This window comes from Ruminococcus sp. D54t1_190329_F1, assembly GCF_015551645.1.
Classification (GTDB): domain Bacteria; phylum Bacillota; class Clostridia; order Lachnospirales; family Lachnospiraceae; genus Blautia_A; species Blautia_A faecis.
Window position 1 is genome coordinate 1 of sequence record NZ_JADNDC010000011.1, and the last position, 22,115, is coordinate 22,115.

Consider the following 22,115-nt stretch of genomic DNA (forward strand, 5'->3'; position numbering starts at 1 on the left):
TCCCCCTCCCCTCGTTAAAAGTTCCTAAATAACCTCAGTTCCAGCCGACACACAGCATTTGGGCAATGTGTATTACTCCAGCGAGCCATTTCAGGCGCGCTCTTAGCGTAAGCGAAATCCAGCGCTTACGGAGACTTATGCGTGAGGGCTCTCCCGAACGCATTAGTCGCAGTTAGCGATTAGTTTGCTGGAGCGTTGCGCCGGCGAGTGAGTAATACACATTGTCCAAATGCGTCCGCATTGAAGACCTTTTAATCCATTAAATAGCAATTATATTGTCTGGCTTGGCGCGGTGCCAAATTGTTTTTTATAGGCCCGGGAGAAGGTGGTATAGTCGGAGAAGCCGCTTAACTGGGCGGCCTTCAGGATGGGGGTGCCTTCGGAAATTTTTGTGCGGGCGAGAAGAAGGCGCTTGCTAATGATGTAGTTGTGGACGGTGTAACCGGTTTCCTCCTTGAATTTCCGCATCATGTGATACTTGCTCAGGTAGTATTTCCGTGCAAGGGTCTCAATGGAAAGATCTTCAGTAAGGTTGTGGTTAATATAACGTAGAAGCTCTTCTATCTGGGAATCACTGCTGTAGGAATGAGCGTCATAAATGTACTGCTTTTCCAGAAAAATGCGGTTTACATAAACCATGAACTGGGTGAAAAGAGCTGAGCCAAGAAGCTCGCTTCCAAATTTTTCGTCTTTCAGGGCAGCTTCCAGTTCGTAGAGAAGCTGCTTTAATTTTTCCTGAGTGTCAGAGTCCAGACGGATTAGATTGTAACTCCGGTCAATCGCCTTCTGAAAACAGCGGAGTAGTTCTGTGGATTTGATGTCGTCGCGGATCCATAGTACAAAACGTTCGTATGGAACCGAAAAATCAATTTCCGGTTTGTGGATGGCGTGACGGTTCACGAGGAGAATGTCCCAGGGCTTCAGGTAGTAGGACTTTCCCTCAATGTGGTAGGCTGCCTTTCCGGAAAGAAAGATGATCACCTTGTGAAAATCATGATAATGGTAGGAAAATTCTCGCTTGGTCTGATCCTTGATGTGAAAAAGCCGGAAATCCTGCTCCAGATAGCCGGTTTTTTCAGTAGGCTCATTGAAAGAATTCATATGTTATGGCTCCTGTTTTTACTATAGTGTGTATGGAACCGCAAACTTTGCTTGCAGCTACGTTTGCGTAGCGTCATAATTCAATTCTGCGCTTGAAATATGACTTTATTATAATTGAAATACCGCATTTTTTGCAATATATTTCGCAAGTTATTCTATGTACATGGGAAAAATAAACGCTATACTGGATATATAAGATGTGATTTGAGAAAAAAGATCACGGGCGCTTCGTCAGAAAGGAATTGAAAACAATGAGAGACAGCATTATCATGACAAAATATCAGGGCTTTGGAAATGATTATCTGGTACTGGATGCGAAGAAAAACCAGCTTCAGCTGCAGGGTAAAAAAGTTGCGCTTCTTTGCCAGCGGGGGTTCGGACTTGGAGCGGATGGTGTGCTTTACGGACCAGTTGACATTAACGGAAAAATGGGAATGCGTATTTTTAATTCCGATGGAAGTGAAGCTGCAATCAGTGGAAACGGTGTCTGTATTTTTGCAAAATATCTTATGGACAATGAGTATGTTACAGAGAAAAAATTTGCCATTGAGACTTTATCCGGAACAATCGAAGTAGAGTGTCTGAATGCCAGAGCGACAGAGTTCCGCGTAAATATGGGCAAAGCCTCTTTCCTTTCCAGAGAGATTCCGGTAACTGGCGAGGTGCGTGAGGTGATCGATGAGCCATTTACATTTAACAAGAAAGAATACAAGGCAACTTGTCTCACAGTAGGAAATCCACACTGCATTATTTTCATGGATCAAGTATCTCAGGAAAAAGTAAGGGAGCTGGGGCCATATGTGGAAAATGCAGATGAGTTCCCGGAAAGAGTGAACCTGCAGATCTGCCGCCAGATTGATAAAGGAAATCTGGATATCGAGATCTGGGAGCGTGGCTCCGGTTATACAAAAGCTTCCGGTACAGGAAGCTGTGCGGCAGCCATTGCAGCCTACCGAAAAGGTCGGATGGAAAACAGAATCAATGTAAACCAGCCAGGTGGTATGATCCAGATCGACATTAAAGAAGACGGAACTATTTTTATGACAGGAACTGTTGGATATATTGCGGAGATGAGCGTGGCTGAGAGCTTTTTCTCATAGAAAGAAAATATGGTGCATATGGCGCATCCCAACGGCCGGGGCTGTGTAGCGGTAGCTACGGCGACTGACGTAGGAGCAGCAGATGAAAAATCAGACAAGTCAATATGGCAGTTGCTTAATTTTCAATGTAGGAGAATCCAGGTATAGAAGTAAGAAGACTTCCGTGCCTGGATTCTTTTTTGCTGCAAATGGGGGGATGATGTCTGTAAGCGATATCATTATGCCTAAAGAGAGGAAAGCATTTTTTATATAAAATATGGAGACGGAATCAGCATGTTGATATACGAAACAGCCCCTCTTGTTGATAAAAAAAGTGCAATGTCTAAACTAAAAATAGATAGACATTTCTAACACAATTCTGTAAAATAAACAAAGATTAGAAAACACTAATAATAGTTAAACAAGGAGGAAGAGAATGGCTGACAAAAAGTTATTAAGAAAAATTGCTCCGATCATTATGAGTGCAGCTGTAGCGATGACCAGTTCACCGGTTGGAGTTATGGCAGAGGACTTTATTTCTGGAGAAGTAGCTGTTGAGGTATCTGAGGAGACTACATATGGTTCTGATGAGATTTCAGACGACTATGACGAATCATCAGAGGCTGACGATTCAGCAGATTTTGCTACAGACACAGAGGATGGTTTTGAGTCTGGAGAAGCCGCAGAAGAGGAGTCTGGATTCGAGGATGGTGAAACCGGAGACACAGAAGATGCTTTTTTAGCAGACACTGAGGGCGAAACCAACAATGAAGCGGGAGCTTTGAAAACAGTGGAGGATGGTCAGATCGTACTGATGAACATTCCCTATGAAGCTTTTTACAGATCTGAGTTGAAAAACAATGATGTAAAAGTAGATGCATTTACATCCGCGACGAAAGCAAAAACAAAGATGAGCGGCGTGATGAATGGAAATGCTGCTTATCATACAAGCGCGGAAGGAAATGAACTTGCAGGTGTTACTTTTCCGGTAAAAGTGAATAAAGCTTCTGATTTGGAAAATTTTAAACAGATTACAGACAGCACTACTATAGAGATTACTACGAACATGAAAGGCCAGGTAAGTACTAATACATATACTGGTGCAGCGGCTCTTATTGAACAGCCAAGCTATACTTATTATGTTCCGGCAGAAACTCCTGCATATTACAAGGAAATGAGCGTAGATGAGAACGGAAATATTTCTTTTGGCGCTGTTCAGGGAATGTCCGAACAGAATGTTAGTGTGAATGCTGAATTAAAGCTTAATTCCAAATATGGAGATTATCAGCTTGAGCTGGATGAGACAGCAGTAAAGGCAGTAGTAAATGCATCTAATGGTGATAAGATTTATGGTGTAATCATCAATACAACAGACGGAACCACTTATGCACTCCGTCATCTTGAGAATATCTGGAAAGGAAAAGAACTTGCATGGAGCACCGGCTTTACAACAGAATCTCACGGTTGCCCAATAAGCTCTGACCACTACAAATCCATGATGGGAAAAACTATTTCCAGCGTAACGTACTATACGGATAAGGGGGAAATTAATTTTGATATTCCAGATACTTATGTTCCGGTAAAAACAGGTGTCAGTGCAACCGTTGACAACATCAAGGTAACAGATGCAGAGGTTAAAGTTGAATTATCTGAAGCACTTCCATCTGATTATTCAAAGAAATATGCAGTTGATGATGTGGAAGCAGCGACAACAGAGACAGGAGTAAAGGTTACAAATCTTACACCTGGAACACATACTCTGACAATTTCCGATGCAAATGGAAAATATGCTCCTGTCAGCGCTACTTTTACAGCAACAACAGATACTGTAATGGCTTCCTATGATGAGTATGAAGGAAAACTGGTTGCTGCGGCAGATATTACCGCTGAGCAGTTTGTTGCATTTACCAAAACAGTTTCAAAAGTAAAAATTGGTGACCAAGAGTATGCTGCAAGCGGAAAAGGTGCTGTGAAGATTGTTCAGGAGGATGGAACTCTTGATTATTCTAAAACAGCTGTAAACGATGGAGATACAGTAGTTGTAAGTGCTGCCGGATACCCAGATGTAACATTTGTTTACAACGAAAACGTATATGTATACGCAGGTCTTACATGGGCTGAGTACTGGGCTTCCGAGGATGTATACAATGCAGGCTCCACAGCTTCTTCTGAAGAAAAAGACAGAAGAGGTGAGTCAGACCTTGGAGCATTTGATGCTGTAACAAGAGCAACTGCAAACCATGGCCTTCACAGAGGAAGCTTCCAGGCAATCGCGGTTCTTAATGGAAAAACAGTTTCCCACTGGAGCGCAGACGGAAAAACAGTTTATTATGCCGATGGAACATCAGAAGTATTTAACCGGAACAATGTAACCGGATATACCGTAACTGGACTGAAATATGTACCGGTTGAGATTAAGAGAGCTGACCTTGCTGCTTTTGCAGAAAGCCATACAATTGTAAAAAATGGCGGACAGCTGATCGGCGGTTATGGCGAGAAAGAACTGAAATCCTATGAAGCTGTTGCAAATGTAACTGCAAATACAAATGGTTTGAAAAAAGTTACAAAAGCTGAAGACGGAAGCTTTGTAATCGGAGCAAGACAGAACGGAACTGAGTCTGGTATCAAAGATGCAGAGCTGAAAGTGGCAGACGGAATTACAGCAACTGTAAAACCTGGAAATGGTTCTTATGGTGAGTTCCTGAGAGTTGACCTGACTGGAAACTATGGCGATCTTGGTGCACATATGCAGTCTGTTGAGTGGGCATATTATGGAAATGATTCCACTTATACAAACAGACTTGCAAACTATGGAACAAAATTTGCAGCTGATAACTGGATGCATAAAATGATGGGTATCCAGCTTGGTCTTACAGAATCTGGAAGATGCAAGCTTCCGGAAGGAACTGACGGAACTGGTTACTGGATCCTTACTGTTCATGCCCTTGGATACCAGGATTACGTTGTAAAATTCCAGGCAACAGCTGAGAATATTGCAAAACCTGCAGGTGATGCAGATTCCACGCCACTGGAAAACATTATCGCAGAAGCAAAAGCCCTGAACGAGGCTGATTATACTCCGGAGAGCTGGGCTGCTGCAAAAGACAGCATTGCAAATGAGCTTGAAGAGTGCGAGGAAATGCTTGCAAATATTAAGAATCAGACAACTTATGGCGTAGAAGAGCAGATCGGACATTTAAGAGAAGCTCTCAACATGCTTGTAAAGGCTCCGGCTCCAACCGCAACACCGGCACAGCCGACTGCAACACCAGCCCCGGCACAGCCAACTGCAGCACCTGCACAGCCAACTGCAACTCCGGCACCGACTGCAGCACCGGCCAAAGGAATTACAGCAACTGCAAAAGCTTCCACAATTTACACCAAAGGAAAAACATCTACAACCATTACGGTTGTAAAAAATGATGTAACTGGAAAAGTTAAATTTACATCCAGCAACAAGAAAGTAGCTACTGTTTCTTCCAAAGGCGTTGTAAAAGCGAAAAAAGCGGGAAAGACAACCATTACGGTAAAGGTTGGAAATTACACTAAGAAGGTAGTAATCCAGGTTAAGAAACCTTCTCTGAAGCTTGCAAAATCTTCTGCAACAATCAAGAAAGGCAAAACAGTAAAAATCAAAGCAACCGCAACACCATCCGGAAAAGTAACATACAAGTCCAGCAACAAGAAAGTAGCGACTGTTACTGCAAAAGGTGTTGTAAAAGGTAAGAAGAAAGGTACTGCAACCATCACTGTTACAAGTAATGGAGTATCTAAGAAATTCAAAGTAAAAGTAAAATAATGATTACAAAGCTTTTACGATAACAAATAATACTTGTGCAAAAACAAGGCAAAGGAACGGGGGCCGTTTTTAACAGCCCCTGCTTTTGCTTGTAAAAAGAAACTTATTTTGCTACATATTTTAACAGGAGACAGCATGAAAAAACGAGACAGTGATAAGAATCCTTTTGAAAAAAAGAATCTGGTGAAACTTGCTCCAGCAGCAGTGGTTATTGCGGCTGTGGCTGCAGCAGGTGCTCAGGCTGGCAGCAGTGGAAAAGAAGTGACTGCTGAAACCAGAGAGGTTGTAAAATCCCAGGATCTGGAATCGCTTCTGAAAACAGCCTATTCCTATGAGGCAGCAGATGACGAGGCAAAAGAGGAGAGTCTGCTGAAAGCAGGCAAAAATACATCATCATCTTCAAAGAAAAAAACCTCCAAAATTTCAAAGAAAAAAAGTGGTATAAAAAAAGGAAGCTCAAAGACCCTTCCAGTAAAAACGGCTGCATCTTCAGGGGTAGGTCAGGGCTCCACCACTACACCAACTACAGAAGTTCCGGAAGGCGGCTATAAAGATGGAACTTATCAGGGCAGCGGTACTGGCTTTGGAGGAACGATTACCGTACAGGTAACTGTATCAGGTGGGAAAATCACAGCTGTTGATATATTGAGTGCCTCTGGAGAAACAGGCTCTTATTTTGCCTCTGCACAGGGCGTTGTAAGTAAGGTTTTATCAAGCCAGTCCCCGAATGTGGATGCAGTCAGCGGTGCAACTTATTCCTCAAACGGGATTATCCAGGCAGTACAGAATGCCCTTTCACAGGCAGGAAACAGTGATTCTGCCACACCGGCTGCCACACCAACTCCAACGCCAACGCCAAAACCTGCAAAGAAACCGAAGAAAGATACTTCTGTCAGCTATAAAGATGGCGTATATGAGGGACAGGCAGAAGGCTTTGATGGAATCGTAACGGTAAAGGTTACAATAAAAAATGGAAAAATCAAAAAAATAAGCAACACAAATACAGACACACCTGAATTTTTTAATAAAGCATGGAAAACAATCAAGTCCAATGTGATTTCCAGACAGAGTACTTCTGAAATTGATACTGTAAGTGGTGCAACATTTTCTTCCAATGGAATTCTCGGAGCTTTATCCCAGGCTCTTTCAAAGGCTGATCAATCAGGAACTACAGACTCAAAGGAAGAAGATATAACTCCAACCCCGACTACTGTACCTGATGAAACTGTAACACCAATTCCAACGGAGATTCCACATCCTACCAAGACTCCGGATAATCCGTCAGATGAACAGCCGGTTGTAAAGCTTTTGAAAGATGGTACCTATACAGGGTCTGCAATGGGATATTCTGGAAAGGTTAACATAACACTGACAATTAAAGACGGAAAAATTACGGAAGTAACCAATACAAACTCAGATACCAGAAGCTTTTTCAATAAGGCATGGAGATCCATACAGCCTAAAATACTGGAAAAGCAGAGTACAGAAGGAATTGACACTGTAAGTGGTGCAACATTTTCTTCTATGGGAATTCTGGATGCGTCCAAAATAGCATTGGAGCAGGCAAAAAATACAGAGGTACAGCCTTCAGTAACGCCAGAGCCCACTGAGGCGCCGGATTCCACCGAGAAGCCAGAACCCACAAATACGCCAAAGCCGACTTCTGTTCCGGAACCAACGACTGCACCGGAGCCTACAGCTGTACCAGAGCCTACTGAAACGCCAGCGCCAACTTCTGCACCGGAACCGACGGATACACCGGAGAATTCTGTGACGCCGGAACCGACAGCTACGCCAGAACCCACGCCTGTGCCTGCTGGTGCATATACAGATGGAACCTACACTGGCATTGGAGAAGGCAATGACGGACCAGACAGTGTACAGGTTACCGTAACAATATCCGGAGGACAGATTGTGGGAGCAACTTATTTTTCCTATGATGATGAAGAATATGCAGATACAGCCTGGGAGGGAATTCTTGGACAGGTTATGGGAAAGCAGTCCGCAGACAGTGTAGATACAGTATCTGGATGCACATATTCCTCCCAGGGATTTATTCAGGCATTTAGAAATGCATTAAATCAGGCAAAAGGAGCATAACCCATGAAATACCAGAGTTTTATTATGAGAGTTTTATGTCTGCTTCTGATCGTTGGTGTCGTTCTCGGCTACAACTCCATGCAGAAAAAAGATAGTGATACCGAAAAAGACCAGCAGATCGCCAGTCTGACAACCAGAGTGGAGGCCTTGGAAAAACAGCAGGATGAGATATTAAGTGCCCTTGAAGAGGCTGCAAAAGCGCAGGAAGAGGCGAAGAAAAAGGCAGAAGAGGAAGCGAAGAATCAGAAAGCCCAGACGGAAGAAGCGGCTTCCGGGGATGCTTCCGAGGACACGAAAAAAGATGACAAGAATACAGATGAGACAGAGGCTGAGGACGCTTCTTCTGAGGAAGAAAGTGAAGATCTTGTCTACAAAAACGGAACCTACACAGGAGACGGCCAGGGCTTTGGCGGCAATATCCAGGTTCAGGTTACACTTGAAAATGACACGATTACAGACATTCAGGTGGTAAGTGCACCAGGCGAAGACTCTGCATACCTTTCCCAGGGACAGGGCGTGATCAGTACCATTTTGGCTGCCCAGAGTACAGATGTTGACACCATTTCCGGAGCAACCTTCAGTTCCACTGGAATTATCAACGCTGTAAATGATGCATTTGGAAAGGCGGAAAATCAATGAAAAAGAGACAGAGAAAAATCCGGCTGATCCGTGCCGGCATCCAGCTTCTGTTTTTCATTTTTGCTCCGGCACTTTTTTCCACAGCATTCGCAGGCGTGAAGTCCGTTTTTCAGGCAATCGCAGCACATCAAGCAATCAGCTGGAATTCCTTTCTGGATGTGACTGCCGTGCTGCTGGTGGTAACCTGCCTGTTCGGACGGCATTTCTGCGGATATGCCTGCGCATTTGGTTCCCTTGGGGATGCATTGTACGAGCTGACTGTGTTTATCCGCCAGAAGGTTTTTCATAAAAAAGGCCGTCACGGATACTCAGAAAAAGCCATCCGCATTTTGCAGAAGGTGAAATATATCTGGCTTCTGGTGCTTCTTGTATCTATCCTTACCGGCTGGTACAGCAAGCTTCAGGGCATGAGCCCATGGGATGTGTTTTCCATGCTCACCGCTGGCAGACTTCCCGGTGCTGCCTACAAGGTGGGGATTGTGCTGCTGATTCTGCTCATGATCGGAATGTGCACTCAGGAAAGATTTTTCTGCCAGTTCCTCTGCCCAATGGGCGCAATTTTTGCTATAATGCCTATAGCGCCTTCTGCACTGTTCAATCGTGACAGAAGCACCTGTCCGGCGAAATGCGGAGCCTGCAAAAAACGCTGCCCTGCTCATCTGGACATTGACGGTGATACCTCTCTCTCCGGAGAATGTATCTGCTGCCACGCCTGCCAGGGAATCTGCCCGAAGAGGAACATCCGGATCGGGATTCCGAAGGCGAAAGATGAGAGCCTTTTTTATGCTATAGGAAATTCCGTTGGAATTCCCTATAGCATAAAAAGCCCTGCCGGGCAGGATCGCACTGCGGCGGAAAGGTAGATGTCGCTTATAGCGACCCGCCGCAGGCGGAGAATCCTGCAAAGCAGGATTCTTTCTTGAACACGCGCTGGAAAAAGATGGGCGAAAGCTATTGGAAAATAAGAGAAAATAAAATCAGAAAGAACAGGATATGAGTAAAAAAAGAAGTAAAGTAAGATTTCAGAATGAAGTCGATTTAATTAAGGTACATTATAAAAAGCAGTCCAGAGGTCAATCACTTACCTGCTTGGATATGTTTAATGGGAGAAGGAATTTGAGAAAGAGAAGTGTGGCAGGAATCCTCTGCGGCAGCCTGCTTCTCACTGTCATTTCCGCTACAGTACTGGGAAAAACAACTACAGTTGTTTATGCATCTGACATAGAAAAATACACCAACGCAGATTTCGCAATGGACACGGTAGTTTCCGAAACCCTTTATACCTCAGGCAAGGACATCAACACTCAGATTGGCGAAAAGCTCCGCGAAATGGAAACCACCCTCCTTTCCTGGACAGAGGAAAACTCCCAGATTTCCCAGCTGAACAATGCTGAGGGCAAGACCATGGAAGTCTCTGATGATCTTGTCGCCGACCTTGAGAAAATCCGCCAACTGTCCCAGGATTCCGACGGTGTTTTTGACCCCACCCTTGGAAAGATCATCCGCCTGTGGAACATTGACGGCGAGAATCCTCATGTCCCGGACCAGTCCGAAATTGACACTCTTCTTCCCGAAGTGGGCTACGAGAAAATTCAGGTGGACGGAAACAATGTAACCCTTCTTGATGGCTGTACCCTGGATCTTGGTGCTGTTGGAAAAGGCATGGGCTGTGACCAGATCATGGATTACCTGCAAACCCAGCCAGACGTCGTCGGTATGATCCTGAACCTTGGCGGCAGCAGTGTCATGACCTACGGCGAAAAGCCCGACGGCTCCTCCTGGAAAGTAGCCCTTACCGATCCCCGTGACACGGAAGGCGACTATCTTGGAGCCATCACCCTGGACGCCAACCAGTTCCTTTCCACCTCCGGCGACTACGAAAAATACTTCATAGAAGATGGAATTCGCTACCACCACATTCTGGATCCAAAGACCGGCTATCCTGTACAGAACGGTCTCACCTCCGTCACCATCGTCTGCGACCAGGGTTACCTGGCCGACGGCCTCTCCACTGCCTGCTTCGTCCTGGGTCTGGACGCCGCGAAACCTCTTTTAGAGAAATATGATGCAGAAGCCGTATTCGTAGATGAAGACAAAAATGTGTATGTGACAAGTGGATTGATGGATAAATTCGAATTAATGAAAGACGGATACACAGTAAACGAAGCGTAAGTTGTCCATGATAGATTCATAGAAAATGATAGCTTACGGAATAACGAAAAGAGCTCCAGAGGATAGTCAAAAACTATCGTCAGGAGCTCTTTTTCAATCAACAGCATTTGGGCTGAATATATTCCTAAGCGGGGCATTCAAGGCGCGCCTTTAATGGAGCGGAGATCCACTGCTTACGAAGACTTAACATCGAAGGCTCTCCTGAGATGTTTAGTCGCAGTTAGCAGTTAGCTCCGCGGAATGTTGCGCCTCCCCGCGTGGAATATATTCAGCCCAGATGCGTACGGTGGTAACATATTACGGAATCCTCTTAAGCACTTCCTTCGTCAGCACTCCAATCAGCAGTCCTGTAATCACTCCCGACACCATCAGCGCCGGAGCATAATAATACAACAGTCCCACCGTATGCGTTGCCGGAATCGCCACCAGCAGCTGACCGATGTTATGGGAAACGCCACCAGCCACACTTACACCCAGCTGCCCGAATCCAATCTTATTTTTCACAAAAACCATCACAATCAAACTAAGGGTCGCCCCCGCCAGGCTATACATAATACTGGAGCCGCTTCCAAACATAAAACCGATAATAAAAATTCTCACAATGGAAACCAGCGCCGCTTCTTTCCACGTATACCTCTCCAGCACAAAAAGCACCGCCAGATTTGCAAGCCCTAGTTTCATTCCCGGAATTCCCGCAAAAAACGGAATCAACGATTCCACATACCCGAAAATAATGGCAATGGCTGCAAACAGCCCAAGATACGCTGTCTTTTTCTGATTCATCACTTACACCACTGCGTCAAATCCACTTTCGGAATCCTGTGAATCTGAATCGCCCTCTCCCTGAATGACTACTCTGTTTGGCAGGCACACAATATATCCGCCTGCACTGCCCACTGCCGGCTGCTTCATGCAAAGATGATCCGGGCAGTCCGCCTCTGTCATCTTTACCTCGCCGTCCTTAATTTCACACACATTGGTATCCCCAATCTGGATCACCTGATCCTCCGCCAGTGAATAAGTCCCATAAAGTTCCCCATCCACCGTAATCTGGATCGACCCATGAGTTCCATGTGGAACCGCATAAACAAAAATACAAAGCACCACTGAAATAACCAATAGTGCACCAATAAATACCGCTTCTTTCTTCTTCAAAAATGATACCTCTTCATTAATAGCTTTAACCAAAATCATCATATCATAGAACCATGTTCCACAAACGAACCATTAGTTTATGATATAAGAAATACAGAGATTTTTCAACCTATTCTAAAATCCATTTTTGAGAAAAAATCGCAACAGAGAGAATGCCTGTTATTCACAAAGAAAACGGTAACGGGTGGCTATTCCTTTCCACACCGCTTTTTATTGTAATTTCCCACGGAATATGCTATTGTATAGTTTGAAAGTCTGTGTGCCGTGCGGATCGCGGGAATGATTTTTCAAACACGTTCCAGGCCGGCGGCATTGTTGAAGAAATGTAACGATTCAGAAAACACTGGACAGTTACACAGAAATATTAGAAAGAAGGTGAAGCTATGGTTGAATTAGACCAGTTCAAGAGCATTCTTGCAACATACACAGAACCATTAGTGGAAGTGAGGGATTCACTTTGACCTGGCTAACAAAGAAAAGCGGGTTGAAGAATTAGAGCGCGAAATGGAAGCGCCTGATTTCTGGGACAATGCAGAAATATCCCAGAAGAAAATGAAAGAATTAAAGGGTATGAAGGACGACATGGAAACCTATCAGAATCTGGTAACCCAGAAAGAAGATATGGAGACCCTGATCGAGATGAGCTATGAGGAAAATGATCCGTCCATGATCGAAGAAATCCAGGAAATGCTGGATGAGTTCCAGGCACAGTTTGACAGTATCCGCGTGAAGACACTTCTTTCAGGAGAGTATGACGGCGAGAATGCTATTATCAAACTGAACGCAGGAGCTGGTGGAACAGAAGCCTGCGACTGGTGCAGTATGCTGTATCGTATGTATACACGCTGGGCTGAACGCAAGGGCTTTTCAATTGAAGTTCTGGACTATCTGGACGGCGATGAAGCTGGTATCAAATCTGTTACGTTCCAGGTAAACGGAGAGAACGCATACGGACTTCTGAAGTCTGAGAAAGGTGTTCACCGTCTGGTACGTATTTCCCCGTTCAATGCGGCTGGAAAGCGCCAGACCTCTTTCGTATCCTGCGATGTAATGCCGGATATTGAGAAAGATCTGGACGTAGAGGTCAATGATGAGGACATCCGTATTGATACCTACCGAAGCAGTGGTGCCGGCGGACAGCATATCAACAAGACCTCATCCGCTATCCGTATCACTCATTTCCCAACAGGAATCGTGGTACAGTGTCAGAATGAGCGTTCCCAGCATATGAATAAAGATAAGGCTATGCAGATGCTGAAAGCGAAGTTATATCTTCTGAAACAGCAGGAAGCAGAAGCCAAGCTTTCCGGAATCCGAGGCGAAGTAACGGATATCGGCTGGGGCAACCAGATCCGTTCCTACGTTATGCAGCCATATACCATGGTCAAAGATCACCGTACCAATGAAGAAACCGGAAATGTAGATGCAGTTATGGATGGTGCCATTGATATCTTTATTAATGCATATCTGAAATGGATCGCACTTGCGAAGAGACCTGCAGAGCAGCAGTAAAAGCATGCTGCTGTTCACGAAGTAACGGTAACAGGGCAATGCCAGTTTCCGGATTATGTCTGGATACAGCGGCTGTAATGGCAGAGATTTGCAGGGCGCAGTGAAAGTGGAAGGAAATGCAGGATGCCAAAGACAACAGATAAGAATAAATATTTTGTAGTAAAAGAGCGGGCTGTGCCGGAAGTGCTTCTGAATGTAGTTGCAGCGAAGAAGCTTCTGGAATCAAAGCGGGCAGTTACAGTTCAGGAAGCTGCAGACGCTGTGGGAATCAGCCGAAGCTCTTTCTATAAATATAAAGATGATATTTTTCCCTTCCACGAGGAAGCCAAGGGAAAGACCATCACTTTTATTATACAGATGGATGATGAGCCGGGAATTTTATCCAATGTTCTTCGGGCTATTGCGGAAAATCATGGCAATATTCTGACTATACATCAGAGTATTCCCATCAGTGGTATTGCCACTCTTACCTTAAGTGTGCAGATCCTTCAGGGAGAAGGGGATGCAGAGGCAATGGTGGATGACATTGAACAGATGGGAGGAATCCATTATTTAAAAATTTTAGGCAGGGAGTAACGGACAGATGATAAATATTGCAGTGTTAGGATATGGCACAGTTGGAAGTGGTGTAGTAGAAGTCATCCGCACCAATCATGAATTGATTAACAAAAGAGCCGGGGAAGAGATTAAGATCAAATATGTACTGGATCTTCGTGAGTTCCCGGGAGATCCGGTAGAAGAGATTCTTGTTCATGATTTTGAGCAGATCGTAAATGATCCGGAAGTTAAAATTGTAGTAGAAGTAATGGGAGGAACCGGTGCTGCCTATACTTTTACAAAAAGAGCACTTGAAGCCGGCAAGAGTGTGTGCACCTCAAATAAAGCTCTGGTTGCCAAATACGGTCCTGAGCTTATGGAAATTGCAAAAGAGAAAAAGATCAACTTCCTTTTCGAGGCAAGCTGCGGCGGTGGAATCCCGATCATTCGTGCCATCAACGGTTCTCTTACCGCAGATGAGATCGATGAGGTCAGCGGAATTCTGAACGGAACTACCAACTATATGCTGGATAAGATGATCACAGAAGGTGCTGATTTCAATACTGTTCTGAAAGAGGCTCAGGAAAAAGGCTACGCAGAGGCTGATCCTACCGCTGACGTGGAAGGACAGGACGCATGCCGTAAGATTGCCATTCTTTCCTCTCTGGCATATGGAAAATTCCTGAATTTTGAAAATGTTTATACAGAAGGAATTACAAAGATCACACCAGAGGATATGGAATACGCAAGAGAAATGGGCAGAAGCATCAAGCTTCTTGGCACAAGCAAGAAATTGGGAGACGATTCCTTCTACGCACTTGTAGCACCTTTCCTTGTTGGACAGGATAATCCTCTTTATGGCGTAAAAGGTGTGTTCAACAGTATTTTTGTACATGGAAATATGCTTGGCGATGCCATGTTCTATGGAAGCGGAGCTGGCAAGCTTCCTACTGCCAGTGCAGTTGCAGCAGACGTTGTGGAGGCTGCAAAGCATCTTCATGACACCATTCCGAATAACTGGAGCAATGAAGAGATGACCCTGATGGAGCCGGATTCTGTAGAAGGCCGTTTCTTTGTCCGTGTGAAGGATACTTCCCTGGATGAGGTGGATAAGGCTTTTGGTAAGGTTGAGGCTGTGATCGAGCCGGATTCCCTTCCGGAAGAATTTGGTTTTATTACCAGACTTATGACACAGGGCGAGTACAAAGCGCGTGTGAAAGCGCTTGGAGAGAATGTTCTGGGCATGATCCGCGTGAAAGACTGATAACATGAAACCGCAGTTATTCAGGTAATGGGCAGCTGCGTGAAACTGTCTGTATGCGCAGATAAAAAATAAAACTGACAGCGTGAAAGGAAAAACTATGCTGATAGTTAAGAAATTCGGCGGTACTTCCGTTGGGGACAAACAGAGAATGTATAATGTTGCCAACCGTTGTATCGAGGAATATAAAAAAGGAAATGACGTGGTGGTGGTTTTGTCCGCCATGGGAAAATATACAGATGAGCTGATCCGTATGGCTCATGATATGGACGACAAGCCTCCGAAGCGTGAGATGGATATGCTCCTTACCATCGGTGAGCAGATGTCCGTATCTCTGATGGCCATGGTAATGCACAAGCTGGGCGTTCCGGCGGTTTCCCTGAATGCTTTTCAGGTGACCATGCATACCACAAGCAGCCATCAGAATGCAAGATTGAAAAGAATTGACACAGAGCGTATCCGCCGTGAGCTGGATGCCCGCAGGATTGTCATCGTTACCGGATTCCAGGGAGTGGATAAGTATGATGATTATACCACCCTGGGACGAGGCGGTTCTGATACCACTGCCGTGGCACTGGCAGCAGCGCTTCATGCAGACGCCTGCGAGATTTATACAGATGTGGACGGCGTTTATACAGCCGACCCACGTAAGGTTCCAAATGCCAGAAAGCTGAAAGAGATCACATACGATGAGATGCTGGATCTGGCAACATCAGGAGCGGGTGTACTTCACAACCGTTCTGTGGAAATGGCGAAGAAATACGGAGTGCCCCTTGTGGTCCGCTCCAGCCTGAATAACAGTGAAGGAACGGTAGTTAAGGAGGTAGTTAGCGTGGAAAGAATGCTGATCAGCGGTGTTGCGCTGGATACAGACGCTGTGAGGATCGCAGTACTGGGACTTCGTGATGTGCCTGGTGTTGCATTTAAGGTATTTGATACCCTTGCAAAGAAAAATATTAATGTAGATGTTATCCTGCAGTCTATCGGACGTGCAGGAACAAAGGACATTTCTTTTACCGTAAATAAGGATGATCTGGATGATGCAGTTGCCACTCTGGAGGAGAGCCAGGAGCGCCTTGGCTTCAAGGAGCTTCACTCTGAGCGCAATATCGCCAAGCTTTCCATTGTTGGCTCCGGTATGCTCAGCAATCCTGGCGTGGCTGCCAAGATGTTTGAGAGCCTTTACAATGAAGGCGTAAACATTAATATGATCTCCACATCTGAAATCCGTATTACCGTCCTTATCAACGAAAAAGACGGAATCCGGGCTATGAATGCAGTACACGATGCTTTCGGCCTTGCCGACTGATCAAATATACATTCTAAGGAGGAATTTCTGTATGAAAAGAAAAGTATTGGGAGTGCTTTTTACAGCAATGTGCCTGTGTGCGGTTCCGTCCGCGGCTTATGCAGAGGCACAGGAAGCCGAAACTACAGAGGCAGCAGGAGAGGCTGCTGATGAGCCTGAGGCTGGTGCAGAAACGGTTACAGAGCTGTCCGACAGCCTGTACGATTTTCAGGTGAAGATCGGGGATAAGGTTTACCAGTTCCCTATGTATTACCAGGATTTTGCAGCAGACTGGACACTTGGCAAGAACGAGGACCCGGAGATGGGCGTTGGAACCAATTCCTATGGTTCCATCAGTTTTTACAAAGGGGACGACCGCGTTTCCGTAGATGTGATCAATCTTGGAATCAACCAGCTGCCATTAAACCAGTGTCTGGTAGCAGGAATTGATATTGATGCAAGCTATGATTTTGATGTGGCGGCTACTCCTGTAGAACTGCCTGGCGGAATCGTAATGGGAAAATCCAATTTTGATGATATCAAAGCTGCTTATGGTGATCCAAGCGATACTTACGAGGGAGACCTGTATACCAAGTATTCCTACTCGAAAGATTATTACGAGGAAGTTCATTTCTATGTATATAAGGATGACAATACTCTGAAGCAGGTAGATATGCGTAACTTCGTAGAGCCAGAAGGATATGACAAGGGAAGTGTAAGCGAGGAAGTTCCAGAAATCGTATCTTCCTATACCGCTCCTACTGAGCTGGGAGATGATCTGCTGGCTCCACAGTTGGAATTCTGCGGAGATCTTTATTCCCTTCCGGCTCCGGTGTCTGCATTCCTTGAGAATGGCTGGGAGCTTCAGGATGTGGAAGATGGCGCTTATGTGGCTGGCCGGGATCTGGAATTTGTAGACATGATGAAGAATAACCAGAGTGTGCATTTCAGTGTTTACAATTTTACCCAGGATGCAACTGCCATCGAGAACTGTTTTGTACGGGAGCTTGAGGTAGGCAATTACGACAGTGATGCTCTTACCCTTACTCTTTCCGGTGGATTTACCCTGGGTGCGAAGAAGGCGGACCTGATCGCAGCTGCAGAGGAAAAAGGCTATGCGTGTGATGAGGACGGAGATTACCTGAATATTTATAAGACTGCAGATACCAAGATTGACAACCGGGCACAGTTCTGGTTTAACAAGGATGAGGATCCGGATACAGTGGCAAGTGTTGCGTACAGAAATGAAATTCTTCCAGAATAAGGGAGAACCCGATCTGGAGGTTTTGCAAAATTAGTAACAGGAGGGAAATATGAGCGACTATGTGATCAGCTGCTGTTCCACAGCAGACCTTACGAAAGAACATTTTGAGAAAAGAAATATTTCCTATATCTGCTTTCATTATGAACTAAATGGAAAAGAATATGCAGATGATCTGGGACAGTCTATGCCATTTGACCAATTTTATAAGGCCATGCAGGATGGTGCATCCACCAAGACTTCCCAGGTAAATGCAGATGAATTCGAAGAATATTTCGAAGGATTTCTGAAAGAGGGAAAAGATGTGCTCCATGTCTGCCTGTCTTCAGGAATTTCTGGCGTTATCAATTCAGCTAACGTTGCAAAAGCGGATCTGGAGGAAAAATATCCGGGGCGTAAGATCCTGGTGGTGGATTCTCTGGGAGCATCCTCCGGATATGGGCTTTTTATGGATAAACTTGCAGACCTTCGGGATGAGGGCAGACCCATTGAGGAGGTTCATGCCTGGGCGGAGGAACACAAGCTGAACCTGCATCACTGGTTTTTTTCCACAGATCTTACGTTTTATATCAGAGGAGGCCGTATTTCCAAGGCCAGCGGCTTTTTCGGCACGATGCTGAATATCTGCCCGCTGCTGAATATGGATGATCAGGGAAAACTGATCCCAAGATTTAAGATCCGTACCAAGAAAAAGGTGATCCGGGCTGTTGTAGACAAAATGGAAGAGTACGCTGAGGGCGGACTTGACTATAGTGGGAAATGTTATATTTCCCAGTCCGCATGTATAGAGGATGCCAGGGAAGTGGCAAGGCTGGTGGAAGAGCGTTTCCCGAAATTAAATGGGAAGGTTGAGATCAATAACATCGGAACTACCATCGGAAGCCATACAGGTCCTGGTACGGTAGCGCTGTTTTTCTGGGGAAACAAGAGAACGGCGTAATTAAAAAATTACAGATGTCAGATGGAAGAATGCTATATTGGGAACAACTGGCATGGCTTAATGGAGCAAAAAGTGAAAACAGCGAAATGGTGCTGCAATATATCTGGCCGGGATGCATCAGAATCCCGGCCTGCTGTTTCACTGCAAAGGAGAATGATGATTATGAAAAAAAGAAGTACGAAGGAAATCAAACTGCAGGCAAAAAAGGCATTGCAGGGACATGTTGGAACTGTGATCCTTGGGCTTCTGGCAGTGTATGGTCTGAATACTTTAGGAACAATCCTTTCTACCAATTTATTTTCTGGCACATCCGCGCTGGATCTGGTTCTCAGTGAAGTATTTATGCTGGTGGTGTCACTGATCGTGGGGATCATTTCCGCTGGTCTGGGGTATATGCTTTTGAATATTTCCAGGGGAAAGGAGTTTTCTCTGGGAGATCTGGGCTACTTTTTCAAAAACCAGCCAGACAGGGTGATCGTTGCAGGCTTTGTGCTGGCGCTGATCCAGCTGGTCACAGCAATCCCTTACTATTATGTGAGCTTTACCACAGATCCGGGACTGACTGTGGATTCCCAGATCCAGTGGCTTTCCATGACTCTGGGACTGCTGGCTGTAAGCACTTTGCTGAATTTTCTTATTTCCCTTCCATTTGCCATGACCTACTTTCTCATGGCGGATGACACAGAGCTTGGAGGAATCCAGGCACTGAAAGAGAGCGCAAGGCTGATGAAGGGAAATATCTGGAGATATGTGAAGCTGAATCTCAGCTTTATCCCGCTTTTGTTATTATCTGTGTTCACGTTCTATATTGCACTTTTCTGGATCATGCCTTATATGGAAATGTCCATGGTGGCATTTTATCGGGATCTGGATGGGGAACTGGACTACAGACTGCCAGGAGATGGAACTGCTGACGGCGGCTTTCATAACTGGACCAATGATTCTGGAAACGGATATGATACAGAAAATAATGACGGTTACAGAAATTAGAAATACAAGCAACAAGAGGAGATTGAAAAAATGGATATTTTACAGGTAATCACCCAGGAACTTGGGGTGCAGAAATGGCAGGTAGAAGCTGCTGTTAAATTGATCGATGAGGGAAACACCATCCCTTTTATTTCACGATATAGAAAAGAAGCTACTGGAACCTTAAATGATGAGCAGCTTCGTAACCTGAACGAGAGACTGACTTATCTTCGAAATCTGGAAGACAAGAAGAATCAGGTTCTTTCCAGCATTGAGGACCAGGGAAAACTGACAGAAGAGCTGAAAGCACAGATCCTGGCAGCACAGACACTGGTAGTGGTAGAGGATCTTTATCGTCCGTACCGTCCGAAGAGACGTACCAGGGCAGCAATTGCCAAGGAAAAAGGTCTGGAGCCGCTGGCAAATATTATTATGCTTCAGATGACAGGCAAGTCCATCGAGGAAGAAGCAGAAGCCTTTGTTTCCGAGGAAAAAGAGGTTGCTTCTGTGGCAGATGCCATTGCTGGTGCAAAGGACATTATTGCAGAGCATATTTCCGATGAGGCAGATTATCGAATCCACATCCGTGATCTTACTGCAAAAAAAGGAACCATCAGTTCTACGGCAAAAGATCCGGAGGCACAGTCTGTATACGAGATGTATTATGAGTTTGAGGAGCCGGTGAAGAAGCTGGCTGGACATCGTGTGCTGGCGCTGAACCGTGGTGAGAAAGAGAAATTCCTCACTATCAAGGTAGCTGCACCAGAAGAAGATATTCTTCGTTACCTTGAGAAGCAGGTGATCACCCGAGACAATCCATTTACTACACCGATTCTGAAAGAAGTGACAGAGGACAGTTACAAGCGTCTGATCGCTCCTGCAATCGAGCGCGAGATCAGAAGTGACTTGACTGAGAAGGCAGAGGACGGAGCCATCAAAGTATTTGGCAAAAATCTGGAGCAGCTTCTCATGCAGCCTCCAATCGCCGGACAGACTGTCCTTGGATGGGATCCGGCCTTCCGTACAGGCTGTAAGCTGGCCGTTGTAGATCCTACTGGAAAAGTTCTGGATACCACAGTTGTTTATCCAACTGCTCCTACTAACGAGAAGAAGATTCGCGCTGCGAAGGATACAGTAGAAGCTATGATCAAGAAGTATGGCATTTCCCTGATTTCTGTTGGAAATGGTACTGCTTCCAGAGAGTCTGAGCAGGTTATTGTTGATATGCTGAAGGAGATTCCGGAAGCGAAGGTTCAGTATGTGATTACAAATGAGGCAGGTGCTTCTGTTTACTCTGCAAGCAAGCTTGCTACAGACGAATTCCCAAATTTTGATGTAGGACAGAGAAGTGCTACCTCCATTGCAAGACGTGTGCAGGATCCTCTGGCTGAGCTGGTTAAGATCGATCCGAAATCCATTGGTGTAGGGCAGTATCAGCATGATATGAACCAGAAGAAGCTTGGCGAGGCTCTGACAGGTGTGGTTGAGGATTCTGTAAATAAAGTAGGTGTGGATTTAAATACTGCTTCTGCTTCCCTTCTTGAGTATATTTCCGGTGTTTCCAAGGCTATTGCAAAGAACATTGTAATTTACCGTGAGGAGAATGGCCGTTTCACAAGCCGAAAAGATCTTCTGAAGGTTGCGAAGCTTGGACCGAAAGCATTCGAGCAGTGCGCTGGTTTCATGCGTATTACAGGCGGCTCCAATCCTCTTGACGCGACAAGCGTTCACCCGGAGAGCTATGAGGCGGCTTCCAGGCTTCTTGAGAAACTGGGATATTCCGCTGAGGATATTGCAGGAGGCAAGCTTGCCGGACTTTCCAGACAGATCAGGGATTACAAGAAGACTGCTGATGAACTGGAAATTGGAGAGATCACTCTTCGGGATATTGTAAAAGAGCTGGAGAAACCGGCACGAGATCCGCGTGATGAGATGCCGAAGCCGATTCTCCGCACAGATGTACTGGATATCAAGGATCTGAAAGAGGGTATGATCCTGAAAGGAACTGTCCGCAACGTAATCGATTTCGGAGCTTTTGTTGATATCGGAGTTCATCAGGACGGACTTGTTCATATTTCCCAGATGAGTGAAAAATTTATCAAACATCCGTTGGAAGCTGTAAGCGTTGGAGATGTTGTGGAGGTTCGTGTTCTCGGTGTGGATGAGAAGAAGAACCGGATCAGCCTTTCTATGAAGGGATTAAATAAATAAAGAGAAGAGGGAAAACATTATTTCTCTTGCCATTGCCTTGTAGAAAGCCTTTTTCAAACACGCTTTATAGCGTGTTTGGCAGGGAAATTAG

General features: G+C 45.3%; 18 protein-coding genes. 15 read left to right on the forward strand and 3 right to left on the reverse strand.

Features of this window, described 5'->3' with window-relative positions:
• Positions 1 to 270: 270 nt before the first annotated feature.
• The gene (locus I2D69_RS06530; RefSeq protein ID WP_195379609.1) at positions 271 to 1,101 is read right to left on the reverse strand and encodes an AraC family transcriptional regulator; all 831 of its coding nucleotides are present in this window, start codon (positions 1,099 to 1,101) and stop codon (positions 271 to 273) included.
• 251 nt (positions 1,102 to 1,352) lie between these two features.
• On the opposite strand from I2D69_RS06530, the gene dapF reads away from it, so the two are divergent.
• From dapF to I2D69_RS06570, 7 genes are all read left to right on the forward strand, one after another.
• Complete coding sequence (gene dapF / locus I2D69_RS06535) at positions 1,353 to 2,201, forward strand: diaminopimelate epimerase (protein ID WP_195379610.1); 849 nt, start codon at positions 1,353 to 1,355, stop codon at positions 2,199 to 2,201.
• An 82-nt stretch (positions 2,202 to 2,283) separates the two neighbouring features.
• On the forward strand, positions 2,284 to 2,454 hold the full coding sequence (locus I2D69_RS06540; protein ID WP_173735271.1) for a hypothetical protein: 171 nt from the start codon (positions 2,284 to 2,286) through the stop codon (positions 2,452 to 2,454).
• Positions 2,455 to 2,616: 162 nt separating this feature from the next.
• Complete coding sequence (locus I2D69_RS20010) at positions 2,617 to 5,979, forward strand: penicillin-binding Tp47 domain C-containing protein (protein ID WP_227198924.1); 3,363 nt, start codon at positions 2,617 to 2,619, stop codon at positions 5,977 to 5,979.
• 135 nt (positions 5,980 to 6,114) lie between these two features.
• Complete coding sequence (locus I2D69_RS06555) at positions 6,115 to 8,079, forward strand: FMN-binding protein (protein WP_195379611.1); 1,965 nt, start codon at positions 6,115 to 6,117, stop codon at positions 8,077 to 8,079.
• 3 nt (positions 8,080 to 8,082) lie between these two features.
• Positions 8,083 to 8,718 carry an FMN-binding protein gene (locus I2D69_RS06560; protein WP_195379612.1) on the forward strand — a complete coding sequence of 212 codons (636 nt, stop codon included), beginning with the start codon at positions 8,083 to 8,085 and terminating at the stop codon, positions 8,716 to 8,718.
• Entirely contained in the window at positions 8,715 to 9,581 is an 867-nt protein-coding gene (locus I2D69_RS06565) for a 4Fe-4S binding protein (protein ID WP_195379613.1), read from the forward strand. The genes I2D69_RS06560 and I2D69_RS06565 overlap by 4 nt, the downstream gene beginning before the upstream one ends.
• Before the next feature lie 253 nt (positions 9,582 to 9,834).
• Positions 9,835 to 10,890: an FAD:protein FMN transferase gene (locus I2D69_RS06570; RefSeq protein WP_227198925.1), complete on the forward strand. Its 1,056-nt coding sequence runs from the start codon at positions 9,835 to 9,837 to the stop codon at positions 10,888 to 10,890.
• 297 nt (positions 10,891 to 11,187) lie between these two features.
• Here the strand turns inward: I2D69_RS06570 and I2D69_RS06575 are convergent, their stop codons facing one another.
• Positions 11,188 to 11,673: a Gx transporter family protein gene (locus tag I2D69_RS06575; protein WP_148461028.1), complete on the reverse strand. Its 486-nt coding sequence runs from the start codon at positions 11,671 to 11,673 to the stop codon at positions 11,188 to 11,190.
• 3 nt (positions 11,674 to 11,676) lie between these two features.
• The gene (locus I2D69_RS06580) at positions 11,677 to 12,045 is read right to left on the reverse strand and encodes a NusG domain II-containing protein (RefSeq protein ID WP_226815079.1); all 369 of its coding nucleotides are present in this window, start codon (positions 12,043 to 12,045) and stop codon (positions 11,677 to 11,679) included.
• Between the two features lie 383 nt (positions 12,046 to 12,428).
• On the opposite strand from I2D69_RS06580, the gene prfB reads away from it, so the two are divergent.
• The 8 genes from prfB (at position 12,429) to I2D69_RS06620 (ending at position 22,024) form a co-directional block, all read left to right on the forward strand.
• Positions 12,429 to 13,557, forward strand: a protein-coding gene (prfB, locus tag I2D69_RS06585) for a peptide chain release factor 2 (RefSeq protein WP_118580361.1) whose coding sequence is annotated in 2 segments (ribosomal slippage) — positions 12,429 to 12,503 and positions 12,505 to 13,557 — 1,128 coding nt in all. Because the reading frame shifts where the segments join, the coding sequence is not laid out codon by codon here.
• A gap of 123 nt (positions 13,558 to 13,680) precedes the next feature.
• On the forward strand, positions 13,681 to 14,133 hold the full coding sequence (locus I2D69_RS06590; RefSeq protein WP_177290069.1) for an ACT domain-containing protein: 453 nt from the start codon (positions 13,681 to 13,683) through the stop codon (positions 14,131 to 14,133).
• Positions 14,134 to 14,140: 7 nt separating this feature from the next.
• On the forward strand, positions 14,141 to 15,358 hold the full coding sequence (locus I2D69_RS06595) for a homoserine dehydrogenase (protein ID WP_173735267.1): 1,218 nt from the start codon (positions 14,141 to 14,143) through the stop codon (positions 15,356 to 15,358).
• A 97-nt stretch (positions 15,359 to 15,455) separates the two neighbouring features.
• Positions 15,456 to 16,664 carry an aspartate kinase gene (locus I2D69_RS06600; RefSeq protein ID WP_118580501.1) on the forward strand — a complete coding sequence of 403 codons (1,209 nt, stop codon included), beginning with the start codon at positions 15,456 to 15,458 and terminating at the stop codon, positions 16,662 to 16,664.
• Positions 16,665 to 16,695: 31 nt separating this feature from the next.
• Entirely contained in the window at positions 16,696 to 17,907 is a 1,212-nt protein-coding gene (locus tag I2D69_RS06605; RefSeq protein ID WP_148461033.1) for a hypothetical protein, read from the forward strand.
• A 49-nt stretch (positions 17,908 to 17,956) separates the two neighbouring features.
• The gene (locus tag I2D69_RS06610) at positions 17,957 to 18,844 is read left to right on the forward strand and encodes a DegV family protein (RefSeq protein ID WP_148461034.1); all 888 of its coding nucleotides are present in this window, start codon (positions 17,957 to 17,959) and stop codon (positions 18,842 to 18,844) included.
• Between the two features lie 162 nt (positions 18,845 to 19,006).
• Positions 19,007 to 19,834: a DUF975 family protein gene (locus I2D69_RS06615; protein WP_173716544.1), complete on the forward strand. Its 828-nt coding sequence runs from the start codon at positions 19,007 to 19,009 to the stop codon at positions 19,832 to 19,834.
• 30 nt (positions 19,835 to 19,864) lie between these two features.
• Positions 19,865 to 22,024, forward strand: a complete 2,160-nt coding sequence (locus I2D69_RS06620) for a Tex family protein (protein WP_173717867.1) — start codon at positions 19,865 to 19,867, stop codon at positions 22,022 to 22,024.
• Positions 22,025 to 22,115: the final 91 nt, after the last annotated feature.

What these genes read in the sequence shown, in the direction of transcription:
- I2D69_RS06530 (WP_195379609.1), bottom strand. Translation starts at nt 1,101, where the DNA reads ATGAATTCTTTCAATGAGCCTACTGAAAAAACCGGCTATCTGGAGCAG.
- dapF (WP_195379610.1), top strand. Translation starts at nt 1,353, where the DNA reads ATGAGAGACAGCATTATCATGACAAAATATCAGGGCTTTGGAAATGAT.
- I2D69_RS06540 (WP_173735271.1), top strand. Translation starts at nt 2,284, where the DNA reads ATGAAAAATCAGACAAGTCAATATGGCAGTTGCTTAATTTTCAATGTA.
- I2D69_RS20010 (WP_227198924.1), top strand. Translation starts at nt 2,617, where the DNA reads ATGGCTGACAAAAAGTTATTAAGAAAAATTGCTCCGATCATTATGAGT.
- I2D69_RS06555 (WP_195379611.1), top strand. Translation starts at nt 6,115, where the DNA reads ATGAAAAAACGAGACAGTGATAAGAATCCTTTTGAAAAAAAGAATCTG.
- I2D69_RS06560 (WP_195379612.1), top strand. Translation starts at nt 8,083, where the DNA reads ATGAAATACCAGAGTTTTATTATGAGAGTTTTATGTCTGCTTCTGATC.
- I2D69_RS06565 (WP_195379613.1), top strand. Translation starts at nt 8,715, where the DNA reads ATGAAAAAGAGACAGAGAAAAATCCGGCTGATCCGTGCCGGCATCCAG.
- I2D69_RS06575 (WP_148461028.1), bottom strand. Translation starts at nt 11,673, where the DNA reads ATGAATCAGAAAAAGACAGCGTATCTTGGGCTGTTTGCAGCCATTGCC.
- I2D69_RS06590 (WP_177290069.1), top strand. Translation starts at nt 13,681, where the DNA reads ATGCCAAAGACAACAGATAAGAATAAATATTTTGTAGTAAAAGAGCGG.
- I2D69_RS06595 (WP_173735267.1), top strand. Translation starts at nt 14,141, where the DNA reads ATGATAAATATTGCAGTGTTAGGATATGGCACAGTTGGAAGTGGTGTA.
- I2D69_RS06600 (WP_118580501.1), top strand. Translation starts at nt 15,456, where the DNA reads ATGCTGATAGTTAAGAAATTCGGCGGTACTTCCGTTGGGGACAAACAG.
- I2D69_RS06605 (WP_148461033.1), top strand. Translation starts at nt 16,696, where the DNA reads ATGAAAAGAAAAGTATTGGGAGTGCTTTTTACAGCAATGTGCCTGTGT.
- I2D69_RS06610 (WP_148461034.1), top strand. Translation starts at nt 17,957, where the DNA reads ATGAGCGACTATGTGATCAGCTGCTGTTCCACAGCAGACCTTACGAAA.
- I2D69_RS06615 (WP_173716544.1), top strand. Translation starts at nt 19,007, where the DNA reads ATGAAAAAAAGAAGTACGAAGGAAATCAAACTGCAGGCAAAAAAGGCA.
- I2D69_RS06620 (WP_173717867.1), top strand. Translation starts at nt 19,865, where the DNA reads ATGGATATTTTACAGGTAATCACCCAGGAACTTGGGGTGCAGAAATGG.